This window comes from Enterobacter sp. JBIWA008 (genome assembly GCF_019968765.1).
GTDB lineage: Bacteria > Pseudomonadota > Gammaproteobacteria > Enterobacterales > Enterobacteriaceae > Enterobacter.
Map to the genome: position 1 here is coordinate 42,372 of NZ_CP074152.1, position 14,030 is coordinate 56,401.

General features: G+C 41.6%; 10 protein-coding genes and 3 pseudogenes. 10 read left to right on the forward strand and 3 right to left on the reverse strand.

All coding sequences use genetic code 11. The annotated features are described in order from the left end of the window. Positions 1 to 312 precede the first annotated feature (312 nt). Positions 313 to 1,459 (forward strand): annotated as a pseudogene (locus KGP24_RS24565) (IS3 family transposase). A gap of 36 nt (positions 1,460 to 1,495) precedes the next feature. On the opposite strand, the pseudogene KGP24_RS24570 reads toward KGP24_RS24565, so the two are convergent. Next, positions 1,496 to 1,716: pseudogene (locus tag KGP24_RS24570) on the reverse strand (IS3 family transposase); the annotation flags it as partial. Positions 1,717 to 1,759: 43 nt separating this feature from the next. On the opposite strand from KGP24_RS24570, the pseudogene KGP24_RS24575 reads away from it, so the two are divergent. Continuing rightward, positions 1,760 to 2,153: pseudogene (locus KGP24_RS24575) on the forward strand (helix-turn-helix domain-containing protein); the annotation flags it as partial. A gap of 76 nt (positions 2,154 to 2,229) precedes the next feature. Here the strand turns inward: KGP24_RS24575 and KGP24_RS24580 are convergent. After that, positions 2,230 to 3,780: a cyclic diguanylate phosphodiesterase gene (locus KGP24_RS24580; protein WP_223538078.1), complete on the reverse strand. Its 1,551-nt coding sequence runs from the start codon at positions 3,778 to 3,780 to the stop codon at positions 2,230 to 2,232. A 688-nt stretch (positions 3,781 to 4,468) separates the two neighbouring features. Here KGP24_RS24580 and KGP24_RS24585 point away from each other — a divergent pair. The 4 genes from KGP24_RS24585 (at position 4,469) to KGP24_RS24600 (ending at position 8,463) form a co-directional block, all read left to right on the forward strand. Next, positions 4,469 to 4,927 (forward strand): fimbria/pilus periplasmic chaperone, encoded by a 459-nt coding sequence (locus KGP24_RS24585; RefSeq protein ID WP_223538081.1) that lies wholly within the window; start codon positions 4,469 to 4,471, stop codon positions 4,925 to 4,927. 355 nt (positions 4,928 to 5,282) lie between these two features. Then, positions 5,283 to 6,044: a winged helix-turn-helix domain-containing protein gene (locus tag KGP24_RS24590; RefSeq protein ID WP_223538083.1), complete on the forward strand. Its 762-nt coding sequence runs from the start codon at positions 5,283 to 5,285 to the stop codon at positions 6,042 to 6,044. Between the two features lie 5 nt (positions 6,045 to 6,049). After that, positions 6,050 to 6,529, forward strand: a complete 480-nt coding sequence (locus tag KGP24_RS24595; RefSeq protein WP_223538085.1) for a FidL-like protein — start codon at positions 6,050 to 6,052, stop codon at positions 6,527 to 6,529. 602 nt (positions 6,530 to 7,131) lie between these two features. Then, complete coding sequence (locus KGP24_RS24600) at positions 7,132 to 8,463, forward strand: glycosyl hydrolase family 28-related protein (RefSeq protein ID WP_223538088.1); 1,332 nt, start codon at positions 7,132 to 7,134, stop codon at positions 8,461 to 8,463. Between the two features lie 619 nt (positions 8,464 to 9,082). Here the strand turns inward: KGP24_RS24600 and KGP24_RS24605 are convergent. Beyond that, positions 9,083 to 9,277 (reverse strand): hypothetical protein, encoded by a 195-nt coding sequence (locus tag KGP24_RS24605; RefSeq protein ID WP_223563681.1) that lies wholly within the window; start codon positions 9,275 to 9,277, stop codon positions 9,083 to 9,085. 41 nt (positions 9,278 to 9,318) lie between these two features. Here KGP24_RS24605 and KGP24_RS24610 point away from each other — a divergent pair, with 41 nt between their 5' ends. Genes KGP24_RS24610 through KGP24_RS24625 form a run of 4 tightly spaced genes read left to right on the forward strand, consistent with a single transcriptional unit; the run spans position 9,319 to position 13,874 of the window. Further along, positions 9,319 to 9,807 (forward strand): spore coat U domain-containing protein, encoded by a 489-nt coding sequence (locus KGP24_RS24610; RefSeq protein WP_223538094.1) that lies wholly within the window; start codon positions 9,319 to 9,321, stop codon positions 9,805 to 9,807. A 2-nt stretch (positions 9,808 to 9,809) separates the two neighbouring features. Further along, positions 9,810 to 10,553, forward strand: a complete 744-nt coding sequence (locus KGP24_RS24615) for a fimbria/pilus periplasmic chaperone (RefSeq protein ID WP_223538097.1) — start codon at positions 9,810 to 9,812, stop codon at positions 10,551 to 10,553. Positions 10,554 to 10,561: 8 nt separating this feature from the next. Further along, positions 10,562 to 12,913 carry a fimbria/pilus outer membrane usher protein gene (locus KGP24_RS24620; protein WP_223538104.1) on the forward strand — a complete coding sequence of 784 codons (2,352 nt, stop codon included), beginning with the start codon at positions 10,562 to 10,564 and terminating at the stop codon, positions 12,911 to 12,913. Positions 12,914 to 12,935: 22 nt separating this feature from the next. After that, positions 12,936 to 13,874: a spore coat U domain-containing protein gene (locus KGP24_RS24625; RefSeq protein WP_223538107.1), complete on the forward strand. Its 939-nt coding sequence runs from the start codon at positions 12,936 to 12,938 to the stop codon at positions 13,872 to 13,874. Positions 13,875 to 14,030 lie beyond the last annotated feature (156 nt).

Below are 14,030 nucleotides of genomic sequence, written 5' to 3' on the forward strand. Positions count from 1 at the left end.
ACTTACTAGAAGTCTGTGTGCCTCAATATCAACTCGTTGCGTTCCCCTGGCAGTTCCTGAATGTAGCCATCCGGGATGCGACGGCCTGATTGTCGTTCACGTCGGCGGTCGCGGTGGTGTCGCGGTTTGGCTGAACGGTAGAGGCAATAGCCGGGGTAAAGGCAACAGATAATAGAGAGAGGAGCTGAACCAAAAGTGTGGCGATGCTCCTCGCTCCGACCTGATGTAGCCCCCTGAAACACCAGACAGTAGCTGTATCTCCAGATAAGAGATAGGCTTGAATATATGTCTAACACTAACGCCAATTTTGAGATGACCGGGATCCTGTTAGGGCAAGAAGCCCGCAAACGTAAGACACCTCAGGAGAAAATCGCTATTATTCAGGAGACGATGGAGCCAGGAGTGAATGTCTCCCACGTCGCTCGTCTGCATGGTATCCAGCCCAGCCTGCTGTTCAAGTGGAAGAAACAATACCAGGAAGGCAGCCTCACTGCCGTTGCGGCCGGGGAGGAAGTCGTTCTGCAGCAGCACTGAAACAGGTTCGGGAACTACAGCGTCTTCTGGGCAAGAAGACAATGGAAGTTGAGATCCTGAAAGAAGCAGTGGAGTACGGTCAGTCGCGAAAATGGATAGCGCACGCGCCCTTGCTGCCAAAGGACGGGGAATAGCCCTGGTCAGCCGCACCATGGGCGTGTCGCGTGCGCAGCTGTCACTGCGGATGAACCGTTCTGCCGACTGGCTGGACAGGCGCGGTAACCGGCGTAATGACGAAGCTGACGCTGAAATACTGTCGGCTATCCTCAACATTATCAGCGATATGCCGAGTTATGGTTATCGACGCGTGTGGGGCATCCTGCGCAAGCAACGTCGCTCAGAGGGACAGCCACCTGTGAATGCCAAACGTCTTTACAGGATAATGAGCGAGCATAACCTGCTTTTACTGCACGACAAACCTGAGCGGCCGAAGCGCGAGCATAAGGGCAAAATCGCCGTTGCAGAAAGCGATATGCGCTGGTGTTCAGATGGCTTCGAGTTCGGCTGCGACACCGGCGAAAAACTGCGGGTCACGTTCGCGCTGGACTGCTGTGACCGTGAGGCCATAGACTGGGCAGCAAGCACGGGAGGTTATGAGAGTTCGACCGTGCAGGATGTGATGCTGAGGTCGGTGGAAAAGCGCTTCGGCGACAGGTTGCCCGACACACCGGTGCAGTGGCTGACGGATAACGGTTCAGCGTATACCGCGCATGAAACGCGGAGGTTCTCCAGAGAGCTGAATCTGGAACCCTGCACAACAGCAGTGAGCAGCCCACAGAGTAATGGCATGCCCAAACCGGATGTGAGAACAGCTCTGCGAAACCTTGCAGCAGCGTTCACGCGTTACAATGAAAACCACCCGCATAGCGCGCTGGGATATCACTCCCCAAGGGAATACCGGCGGCAGCTGGCATCGTTAACTTAAGATACAAAAGCTGTCCGGAGATGGCGGGTCAAGATCACTCCTCGCTCCGACAGAACCGTTGCTGATGCTATGCAGCTCAAGTACCTTACTTCGTAATACAGTTCTGCCGTCAGGCTTTTCAGGACGGTTTTCCAGTATTTGTAGCTGCTGCGATAGACCCCGAACACATGTCAGAGAGTGGCCACAGGATCACGCTCCCTGAGCTTCCCGATTATCGAGAACTGTTCATGGCGTTTGACATCAAGAACGCGGCTGTAGATTAAATTTGTCAACGCAGCAGTCATGTGAAAACATGCAATTGTGGAGGATTGTAGGAAGGGACGGACATTTACAGCAAAGGAAAAAGCATTTTTTTGAACTGTGAAAGAACGGAAAAGGCTGCAATGAGACAGCTAATATCCTGGGTTCGGAACTACGAATCATCTTCACTATGTTAAGATATACTGGTGGTATAAAACCTTGGCTGTAGCTCACCTGACGCTATCTGAGCACGAGGAAATACTAGCTGATTTGTCAGCCAAAAAGAGCATTCGTGCGATAGTTGCTGCGCTTAATTGTAGTCCTTCGACTATCTCGGCTGAAGTTCAGCCGTAATCAAGGCAGGCGCTATTACAAAACTGTTGATGCTAATAACCGGGCAAATAAGATAGCAAAAAGAACAAAACCGTGCTTACTGGAACAGAATTTACCGATGTGAGCGCTTGGTAGTGATTAGCTTATGTGGCGTTCATCATAAATGTATTCGCCGGTATTATCATGGCTGTAAGTTTTCACACGTTACCTTGAGCGGCATTATCATCGGCTGCCTGAGTGTATTCCAGCATATTTTTAAACTCATTTAAAGGTACAGGCATACTAAAATAATAACCCTGAAAATGTGTCACCCCCATTGCTTTCAACATCTCTTTTTGTGACTCGTTCTCTACACCTTCAGCTATGATAGAGCAGCCGAGCTTACTACCCAAATTAATAATATTGGAAATAACAAGCTGGGAGGTTTTATCATTTTCAACTCCAAAAGTAAACATCTTATCGATTTTAAGATAGTTAGGTGAGAAAAGTTTTACATAGCTGTAGTTGGCATTTCCTGTTCCGAAGTCATCCAATGACAATCCAATATGACGTTCTTTTAATGACTGTATAATCTCCTGTGTTTCTAGGCTGTCGGTAATTATTTCTCTTTCGGTTACCTCTAAGACAATACGGAAATGATACGGTGAAACATACCGTGAAAAAAACTCACATAATGAAATTATGTCTTTATTTTTAAAATGCCATGCGCTTACGTTAAAACAAATAATGAGAGGAGTATGGCCTGCGATACTGATTTCTTTCAATTCCTTTGCCGTATTCACAAAGCATGTACTAGTAAGTTCTTTAATCGTGCCGTTCTCTTCCGCTAGTTTGATAAATATATCTGGTGCGATAAAATTCTTACCGTTCTCTAACCAGCGAAGAAGTATCTCACCGCCAGCGATCTGCTCATGCTCTGCATCATAAATAGGCTGGATCCAGGGTGAAATTTCATCTTTTTTTATCGCATTATGAAGACGTGCATCAAGCGTTTTACGATAAAGTACGTATCGACCCATAAGAAAGCTGGTCAGAACAGAAAAAAAGATAACTAAAGCTATTGAATCCCAAGAATACTGCAGGAAAGTCGAAAGTGTGTATATCTGTGATATATCCGCTATGACTGAGAAAGGATACAGTGAAGAATGTCGAGAGATCGTTTTCTCAACTCTCGGCTGGGTAATAACGATACCATCCTTGCCCATAAATTTATTACCAACCTGAATATAAAAATGAGATTTACTGTCAATTAGCTTCAGTATATTGTACAGATAATACCCATCGACACCGGCCAGTACAGAATTACCATAGCTCGTAAGGTTACGATAGACAATAAGAGAGCGGTAAGGTGTCAGTTCGTTTCCATTAAGTAGTAACAGTTTTCCCTGAGTGTAATCTTTTCCATCTACGTCAAAATATCTGCTGCCGTAGACAGTTGTACAGTAAATCTGATTGTACTTAGCAAGATTAATAGAACGGACATCAGGAATTGCAGCAACATGTGCCCGAAGATCTGAAAGAACCGAATCTGTGCAGGCACTTCCAGTATACATGGCGCCTTTTTCAGTGGCTGACTTTGCATGCCCTAATATTGCCTCAATTCTCACTACGGCCTGCTCAAGCTGATTGTGTGTCTGTTGCTCAAGGGTTGATTCCATTTTCCAATAACTGAATGCGAGACCTGAAAAAAAGATCACAAAGAAAACAATTGCATTAAAAGGCCATATCGGGCGTTCTAAATTTTTCATATTATCTGGCATCTTAATATAAAGGGCGGTTGTACTTAATAAAGTAGCATAAAAATATGTATGTTGCAGGTTTACAGGATAAAGAATAGTAATTCAGGTTGCCTGATAATATGTAGCCTAATGAAATATTAGGGTATTATGCTACATGTCAGCCTGTTTTCGACCTGTACATCCATCACCACCGCCTCAGTTAGTTTCCTCTGCTGTTACCCCCAGTCACCCGCTCCGTACATCCGGCTCCACTCTGGCTTATCTGCATTCGTCATTCAGATTCTTATAGTGTCTCCCGTCCTCCAGTCACTGCCGCCTTTGTGATATTATATGCTGTTATAATAACTTCTATTGGTTTTATAAATTAATATTTAAATAATTAAAATATTATCTTTCAATGCATGCCATATCCTTCCTATTATCTTTTCGGCAACTGTAGTGCGGCCTAATGCCACGACCCGTAGCCGAATTGCAGCATGCAAAGCCACTCTGCGCCTGCCTTGCGGTTTTTTCAGGCAGATTTGAGGAACACTTCAATCTTGCCCGTTGGGCGTTTCATTTTGTGGATGCGCCCTGAATTTTCCGTACGGCAATCCTGCTTTTTCCTGGCATCAAGCGCCACAAAGATGCGGAACTGCCGGTTTTATTGGCTGGATGCAGGAATGCTGCTTACTGCTTTTACTGACTGGAGTTTCTGGTGGAAAACACCAATATTACCCGCGCGCCACTGTTCCTCGCGCTTATTTTCGTGATGCTTTCCGCAAGCTCAGCGGAGCCACAAACCAAACTGGAGCAGAAGACCACCACCTACTCTGTCGGCCTCAGTGCAACCCGTCTAATCTACACGCCGGGCTCGCCAGGGGCTTCTGTCACTATCAATAACCTGAACGATTGCCCTGTTCTTGCCCAGAGCGAAGTTTCTCCTGATGATGGTGGGAGTTGTGTGCAGTTCTCGGTTACCCCTCCCCTGTTCAGACCTGACGCAGGCCGGCAGATCCGTGTGAGCATCATAATGACCGGCGACAGCAGCGCTAAGGATCGTGAATCCATCAGCTGGTTCTGCGTGACAGGTATCCTGCCTGAGAAAGGGGGCGTCTGGGATGAGCGCAATTATTATTGGAGTGAGCCCGGGAGCATCTTAAAAATAAAAGGATAGCAATGAAAATATTAAACCATCCATGTTAAAAAAGATAAAGACAAAAGAAATAAACAAAAAATAATTTTTCTTTTGAATGCCTTTCACAAAAACAAACAGAGTTTTTAAGCCTGACATTGCGTGGTGCTACAGATAGAACTATCAGCAAAGTAATGAATATTCCTGTAAAAAAAGAAAGCGCATACCGTCGTAATGTGCGAATAAAAATGGAGTTGTAAAATAGGGCTCATTTTTTTCAGTTTTTCAATTTCATGAGGGTAATATAGCGTTCTTGTGCTATAATGCATGGAAAAGATTGAAAAAAAACAAATTTAAATTATACTTGAGGGTGTATACTTCAATAGTAGAATTCGTTATGAACATTATCATCAATAACCAAGTTGTTTTTAACCAAGATGAATTTACACTAACCCTTGTCAGTCAGCCTGAAAACTATATTAAGTTGCAACCAATAACATCGTTAGTCCTTTCTGAGCTACTTGAGAAAAGTAATAACACCATATCCCGGGAGGAATTGCTTGAAAATATCTGGGTTGGCAGGGGGTACGCACCATCCAATGCTAGTTTAAATAATAGCATTGCAGCCATAAGAAAAAGCTACCACACATTGACTAACGATGAGTTGCATTTAAAAACAATACCTAAGATTGGATACGAATTTTATTGTGATAAGTATATATATAATAATAATGATCATGAAATTCCAGATATATTGGAAAATAAAAACAAAAGTCGTTACAAGCCCAGTGCATATGCACACACAATCATAACTTGCTTATCATTGTTTTCTTTGGTTTTTTTTGCTTTGTATTTTTATTTTGAAAGTATTATTTTTGTTGGATTTAAAGACAAACCTTATAGTGAGGTTGAGAGAATAGGTATTTGTACTATTTATGGTTATAACTCATCCGTACCTAAAAAAACCTTTGATAATAACATTAAAAATGAGCTGAATCTTGATGAATGTTACAGCGCTAAAGATGAAAACGCAGTTGACATCTATTTAGATTTCAATACACAAGGCGGCAAATATATTTTTTATACCGAATGTAAAAATAAGGTGGGCGAAGATTTCGAACAATGCATGAATTACAAGGTATCGCACTCAACAAGGTGATTCAAATGAACAAAAGTGGGTTTTTTTTATTTCAAATAACAGTGATATTGATTGCTGTAGTTTTCTTTTACACATATTATTTATTTGTGGGAAGAACATTTACCTGCGTCGCAGATGTTAATTTTATAGTAAATAAAAACAATGAAATAATTAAATTGGATAGTGATTACGATTTTGTTTTGGAACCTAACAGAAAGGCTTCAATTCATATAAATGGCACGCTAACATTTAATGATAGAAACTATGATCTAAATAGGGCCTACTTTATGGAATACTCAAGAAAAAACAATAGCTTTTATTATGAAATGCACATAGTGAACAAAAGTAAACATAAACTTGATAACACTCCTGATGAATTATTTGAGGCATATTTCATGGCGCAAAATTTAAGCGCACCTTTTTATCTTAAAGTGTCGAAGATACGTAATAATTTATACTTGACTGAAGGGCTTAAAAGAACATATTTTACCTGTTTGAGAACGTAATCAGTATTAATCGTCGAATTAACTTAGATGGCGCGTTTGCCTTAATAAATTGAACTATGATACATGAAATCATGTGTGAGGGCGCGCCACTGGACAAAGTAATTGACTCAAAAACCAACCTCTGATTCATCATATACGCAGTAAAATAATGTCATCCGCTGCAGAGGAAGCTTAAGACAGATGGCCAAGTCACTAAGAACTTCACCTAACGAAAATCAGTTTTACCATTGCTCACCGAAAGACTCCTGTTACCGGGCTGGAGAATCCGAGCGTTTGCTAATCAGCGCCTGAGCAGGAGTATTGCCCGGTTAAAATAACGAATTAAAGTCTTCGCTAGATAGCGGAAACGGAAATGTACAATATAAAGCAACTGTGCGGCAGCTGCGAGACTATGATGGCCTGGTAACAGATGCCCTTTTCATGGTACGTGCACTGCACAAAAGACAAAGGCAGGTATGTCAGAAAGTGTTCTTATCGCCTGGAAACATGACACGCTACTGAAATACAAGCCTGAAATATTTTTTATTCAAAATAATAATGTGAAATCATGATTGTGTTTTTTTAAGAGATAGAATGAATCATTTTTCAAATTGGAGTTATATATGAAAGATTTAAAAATTGAATTGACTGTAAATTTAAAAGACTATATCTATGCGCCTGATGCAGGGATTAATCCTGATACAGGAGAAGACCTCACGGAAAAATTGACCACGTTACTGGATGTTAGTAATTCTGCAAAAAAAGGGATCTTCTTTCCGTCTGGAGTTTATCATTTTTCTAATGATGTAATCATGAAGTCCTACAATTCGCTTAAAGGTTCTTTCAGCGGCACTGTCTTCCGCGGTATTTCTGATAGTGGTAATGCTGTGATGTTTGGTGACAGCACATATGTTAATGCAGTCACCACGTTAAGCATCGAAAACATTATTTTTGATAATGCTATTGTGAACTTCTACGGACGTAAAACGAATATAAACATAAGTCATAATGTGTTTATCAACACCATAACATCTATAGATGTCGCGCAGCTAACATGCTCTACGCAACCCTATATAATTAAAGGTAACGTTTTCATGCGTGGTAGGGGTTATGCGGGGGTTGGTCTTAGTACTTATGGAAACTCTCCTGGATTAGTTATCGAACAAAATTTCCTTGGCTCAGTGGCACATATCGATAAAGCAAAACCGTGGCTCGATGATGAAACCCAGATGATGCTCGCAATTTTACTTAAGTTGCGCAACGCAGGTTCTATTTCATTCGACGACGAACAGGGGGATTTTGTTGCTGGCTGGTACTCCACCAGTAATCTGAAGAAAGCCCTATTTCGTAAAAACTTCTTCGTAGGTAGTCAGGAAATGTATCTCTTAAATCCAGCAACAGGTAAAGAGGATATTAGCCGTGACCATAACATATATATCAAGCAGTATGACCAAGTTGAAGTCGTACAAAATTATTTTGGGGGTTGGCCTTGCAATGATCATCCTTCTGGTCAGTTAAAGTTTCGTAACGCTAAGGGTCTGATTTTTGCAGGAAACTATCTGGAAGGTATTTCCTTCAATGCACGACCATATGACGATGTTAATAATGTCTGGTGGATTATGCAGGACACCTATATTTTTAATAACTACATCAATAATGGGATGGTTAGTTACTGGCAAAATTTTGGTGATAGTGTAGAAAAAGCAATTAGGATTTTAAACTATCTGGTGTTCTCTAATGAGTTCATTAATCGCGGAGGTTCTCAGGTATTAATTTCATCACCATCAAGAACTTTTTCACCCAATCAATTTCTGTGTGCAGAAAACCGTTTCGTTGATACTGGGAAGCTAGTGCCGACAATCGGAGTTTTTGTTGAGAAAGATATAAATACATTGCGAGAAATGTTGCCTGACTATGCTTCTAAGTATCTTGAAGTTAAGCCAATAATGCCTTAAATGTTTAATTTAATCTTGCGCTCCCAGGGGTATGAATTATTAGTGCAGGTTTTTCACTGAGTACCTGCACTAATATACACTCATTCTTATATACTACGTAAATTACAGCAGTAATGAATAGCTTTGTTTTTGCTCATCACTACGATATGCGTTGCACTTGAGGATGAATATATTTTGTCTGATATCTATTAAACGTGATATCGGGATTTTAATGTCCATTTAAAAATTTAACGAAAATGATTATCTCAAAAACTTCGTGTAATACATTTTTTATCTCAGAAGCTCATCACTATCACTGTCGAAGAAAATGAGTGGTAGCTGCTAATGGCAGGGGATGAATCATGGCTGTGTTCTATCATGACAGTAGCTACAGCACACTCCATATTAGAACCCGAGAGTTACAGTCCCCCTTTTCCCTTTCTAGCGGATATCCATATAAATACTTTCAATAAGTATCAATGGTGAACACAAAAATTTACTGACAACTATCAACAGCAGTATCCGCTTGTGGAGGAAGGCTCTCAACTGTTCGAGAGCACGTTGGCGCGATGGTCGTCCATGATGAGAGTCACCTCCCCCTGAGTCAGTATATGAAAACATTACCAGAAAGTCTTTTAATCTAACCCCATGAATTTAATCGATATAAAAAACCAGCCCGACGATCAAGTGAAACATATAAAACTAATTTAACGTGGGGTGGAAAATTTTGTACTTGTTTTATTTTCTTTGCAGCTAAAGTTAGCTTGTTCAGTATTTTTAGTTCATGCCACATCTGGCAACCCTCAACACCAATGTACTGTTGAATGGCTTTCATTTACTGAATACCTTGATGCTAACATTACTTAAGGAAGAAAAATGAAACTTAATAAGTTAACGGCCGCGCTCAGCTTTTTATTCATGACGGTTTCTGCACATTCAGCGTATGCTGAAACCGAAACAAACTCATTTAACGTAAAAATCGCTGTAAGCAGCCTTTGTAAAATTGATAATATTCAGGATGTTGATTTTGGTACCGTATCAGAAGCTATTGAGGGTGATGTGGTTAAGGATACGATGCTAAAAATCAAATGCAATGACCAGAAGCCTTATACTATATCACTGACTCCTTCAAATGATTCAGCGGTTGGACAAGGAAAAATGAAATCATCAGAAGGCCATGAAATCAATTACGGCTTGTATTCTAACGAGGCTGCCACGGTACCATGGGGAAGTATGAACCTTCAGCAGCACACTGGTAATGGCATTAAGCAGAATTACCCTGTTTATGTTAAAGTAGCCGGATCTGAATTTGATGCGCCATCAGGCTCCTATCACGATATAGTCAAGGTTCAGGTACACTACTAAAAATGTTACTTTTTATCATGAAAGTATTTAAAATCATGGTAACTTTGTCCGCTGGACTGATGATGTTATTTACCAGTTCAGCGGCAGTAGCGACCGGGTTGCAGGTCACCCCCCTTTCGGTAGAACTTGCAGAAAACACCAAAGCGACTGAAATGTGGCTCCTGAACACGAAATCAACGCCTATTGATGCTCAGATGAGACTATACCAGTGGGATCAAAGAGAAAATAAAGATGTACTTCTTCCCACTTCGTCCCTGATTATCAGTCCACCTTTCACTAAAATTCCTCCGGGTGGAAAACAACTGGTTCGCGTGATTAGGGGGAAGCAGTCAGACAATTCTTCACCCTTGGAAGCCTACAGGATTGTGGTAAACGAACTCCCGGCACCATCAACAAAAGAGAAAGGCGTTGATTTTGTAATGGAGTACTCGCTTCCTGTTTTCGTGCTTCACAGACCTGTAGATAAAACGTCACAAACAACTCTTATATCCATTATTAAGAAAGAAGGGAAACCCTTTATCAGGGTTGCAAACACAGGATCATATATCAGCCATCTTTATGATATTCATTACATTGCTCCTACAGGTAAAAAGTACCCGCTCCGCCTGAATGGACTTGGCTATGTCCTGCCTGGAAAAACAATGGAATGGGATAGCGGTTTGAACTCCACAGTCATACATAACGGAGGGAGTATTCAATTTATGCAGAGCGGAATCAAACATACACAGTTAATAAATTTACGATAAACACAAATATGGTTTTTCCTTCATCTTTCATGTCTAGGCTACTGGCGGGTAGCCTCCTTTTCATATGCTCTAGCTCGATTACTGAAGCAACAGAACATACTTCAGCTGCGCGCCGACAAGAACCTGATGTTTCTGATGAAGCCCTCCATACAGTTTATCTTGATGTCATCATAAATGGCGTCTCTAGGGGCTTTTACCCCTTCGACATACAGGGTGAGAGAATCTTTGCTAATAGTGAAGTGCTCAGCGAAATTGGATTAACACGCGCTTTTTATAATAAAGATACTGTCGAGCTATCTGCTTACCAAGGCGTAAGTATTGAATTTAATCCTCATTTACAGTTGATTAAACTGGAAACTGCAGACAGCAACACGACACTTGACAGAGTGTTCTACGGTATTTCAGACCAGTTTATCCCCGCAGAACCAACTAGTGGTGGAGCTGTGCTTAACTACCAGTTGTTACACAATATGGATAAACAAAATTCCAGCTCGGGGATATTCAGTGAACTCCGTGGCATGAGCAGCATGGCAACTTTTTCTACTAGCATGGTTAACTCATTTGACTACGGCGACGACAGAAAAATTACAACCAAGCGCCTTGATACACGCCTTGATTCTTTATGGCAGGAAACTAACTTCACACTTCAGGCCGGAGATGCAGTGACAGATAATCTTTCGTGGACTCGTCCTTACCGTTTCGCCGGCATTAAAATCTCTAACACGACACCGCTTAGTCCCGGGAGGACAAAAGTAGCACCGCTTGAATTTGAGTTCACGCCTAAAGCCCCTTCCGAAATTGATCTTTTACTCGATGGTTCAAATTCTTTCAGGCAACGTATACCTGGTGGCCCGTTTACCCTGCTGACAATTCCACCGTCAAAAGGCTTCAGTAACGCTGAACTATGGATAACTGATAGACAAACTGGCGAAAAAAAACTAATTACGAAGCCAGTCTATTTCTCTGCAAACCAGCTCAAAGCAGGTGCATCGGAATGGAGTATAGATACAGGTTTTTATCGTAGCCATTATGGTGTTAAATCAAATGCCTATGATGATCAGCTTTTAATCAATGCGAATGGCCGGTATGGGCTCAACCGGAATATCTCTCTGGAAAATCATGCTGAAGTAGCTCAGTCGTTCAGGAATGCAGGTGCTGGCGTGGTGGTCACCCCCCATCCTTATCTCGGAGAGCTTTCATGGAATCGTTCATTCAGTAATTATAATGGATATACCGGTGAACGAAGTGCAGCTACTCATCAGTGGAACAATCGTTTCTTTTATTCAAAGTTTTCATGGGAAACATTCAGCAAAGTGTTTAAAGACATCCCATCCCTTTACGGTAATGATATTGCTAAGCGCAATATCACAGCTTCCATGGGGATCGGTACAGACAACTTCGGTTTTTTTTCGCTAAGTCATACCGATACAATGACTCACACTGACTCACAATATCGGACATTATCGTTATCGTGGCAGAAAGGGATTGCAGACTTCCTGTCTCTTTACATTACGCACCGGATAACTACCGGAAACTGGAATGATGCATCATATTTTGCAGGGGTGTCGGTTCCTCTTGGCAATACGTATGTGGCATATAACTCGCGATACAACGATGGTGCTGTTTTTCATAGTCTCAGCTTGAGTGATAATTCACGGGGTGAAAGCGGGTTCTCATGGAAAGGAAGAATGAGCAGTGCTCCTGCATATAACTTTGCTGACGGAGATATTGAGTACCAGGGGACGTATGCGACCTTCAGCGGTAATGTCTCAACTGAGGGGAGCATCTCGCTTGGAATGGCTGGCTCGCTGTCTTATCTTAATAATAACCTCTACGCAGGTAGACCTATTCAGGATGCGTTTGCCAGCGTTTCCACCTCAGGAATTGGGGGAGTTCCCGTTTATGTGGATAACCGCCTGGCCGGTATAACAAACAGTTCGGGTTATCTTTTCCTTCCCCAACTTTCGTCATTTCAGCAGAATAAAATAAGTATTGATACTCTTTCATTACCTGCTGATTATGAATTTTCCGATATTGAGAAAGTAATTGTTCCGGCTGACAAATCAGGAAACATCATCAGGTTTGATATAAAACCCGCACGTGCCTCCATACTTGTGCTTACGAATCATCATGGTGAATACTTGCCTGCGGGCACAGTTTTAAAAGTCAATTCAGGTAAAGAAGAATTCATCGTAGGTTTTGAGGGACAGGTCTATATTAAAGGGCTAAATAATGAAAATTCTTTCATTGCACACTTAGCCGATGCAGGGGGAGGAATTCCGGGTTTATGCAGCGGTCAGTTCTCCCATCATTCCGACAGCAGAGACGCTGTTCAAACTTACAGGGTGACATGTCTGTAATTGCGTCAATAGGAGATATTTCGTGATTTCATTTTATTCATTACGTTTTTTCAGACTTTTGATCGTCATTTTTTCTCTTCCCGTTTACGGGGACAATATAATTTGTAAGGCTGAAATAAGCGATTTTGATTTTGGTAATATTGTTACCGTGCAGCCGCTATCGAAACAGTCGGCATTCGGATATGTAAAATTCTCCTGTACTAACAGAGATACAATACCGCTGTATGTAGGTCTTTGTTTAAATAGCACACCTTCTTCAAAAGATTTGACAATCGATTCACTTTCCGATAAAGATTACAGTATAATTTTCAGAGACAGAACGACCGGTCTTCCCTGGAGTGAAGGGAGCGCTCCTATACATATTTCGCGTATAGTGAATCCCCGTACAGATATGACTGAAAAAATTCCTGTTTCCGCAGAAATGAATATCGATCCGATCACTTTATCGGGGGGACCAGTAAGCCTGAGGTTTACACTTCAGTCCTCTTCCCTTTCATGGTACGCAAGTTCCGTGCCGTTTAGTAACAGTTGTAAAGAGTCTCTCCCTGCGGATCAGATTTCATTCAACGTCAGAGCAAATATTCCCAAACGTTGTGATGTGACAGCAGACAGTCTTGATTTTGGCAAGATTATTGATATGTCAAGATCGAAAATATTTTCGCAGAGTACAATTAATATAAAATGTACAAATGAAATCATTTATAGTGTATCACTACGCTCTCTTAATGGGAGCAGCACAGGATTTATGATGAATTACGGAACTAACAATAAAATCCCATATACGCTATTCAAAGATTCTGCACGAAACGAACGCTGGGCTGAAGGATTAAATGCGAAAATCGATCGCGGAACAGGGAAATGGCAACAGCATCAGGTTTATGGCCAAGTGAACCTTTCTCCATCAGACGAACCCTCCTCGGGCGATTATACTGATACGGTAATTGTATCCATAAGTTACTGAATGCAAAATGATGTGCACTCGCAGGCAGAGATAAAAACAGTCTTCGCTATCGATATAACATCATCCTCAACCCATTCAGAATGCGAAACCCCATCAGCTCCCCGTAAAAATATAATCCAAGCCTGAATAACACAAGTATAGATGGCAAAGCAATTA

Excerpts from the sequence above, each read along its gene's own strand:
- KGP24_RS24615 (WP_223538097.1), top strand. The coding sequence starts at position 9,810 with ATGTTACTTTTTATCATGAAAGTATTTAAAATCATGGTAACTTTGTCC.
- KGP24_RS24605 (WP_223563681.1), bottom strand. The coding sequence starts at position 9,277 with ATGAAAGCCATTCAACAGTACATTGGTGTTGAGGGTTGCCAGATGTGG.
- KGP24_RS24580 (WP_223538078.1), bottom strand. The coding sequence starts at position 3,780 with ATGAAAAATTTAGAACGCCCGATATGGCCTTTTAATGCAATTGTTTTC.
- KGP24_RS24610 (WP_223538094.1), top strand. The coding sequence starts at position 9,319 with ATGAAACTTAATAAGTTAACGGCCGCGCTCAGCTTTTTATTCATGACG.
- KGP24_RS24590 (WP_223538083.1), top strand. The coding sequence starts at position 5,283 with ATGAACATTATCATCAATAACCAAGTTGTTTTTAACCAAGATGAATTT.
- KGP24_RS24620 (WP_223538104.1), top strand. The coding sequence starts at position 10,562 with ATGGTTTTTCCTTCATCTTTCATGTCTAGGCTACTGGCGGGTAGCCTC.
- KGP24_RS24600 (WP_223538088.1), top strand. The coding sequence starts at position 7,132 with ATGAAAGATTTAAAAATTGAATTGACTGTAAATTTAAAAGACTATATC.
- KGP24_RS24595 (WP_223538085.1), top strand. The coding sequence starts at position 6,050 with ATGAACAAAAGTGGGTTTTTTTTATTTCAAATAACAGTGATATTGATT.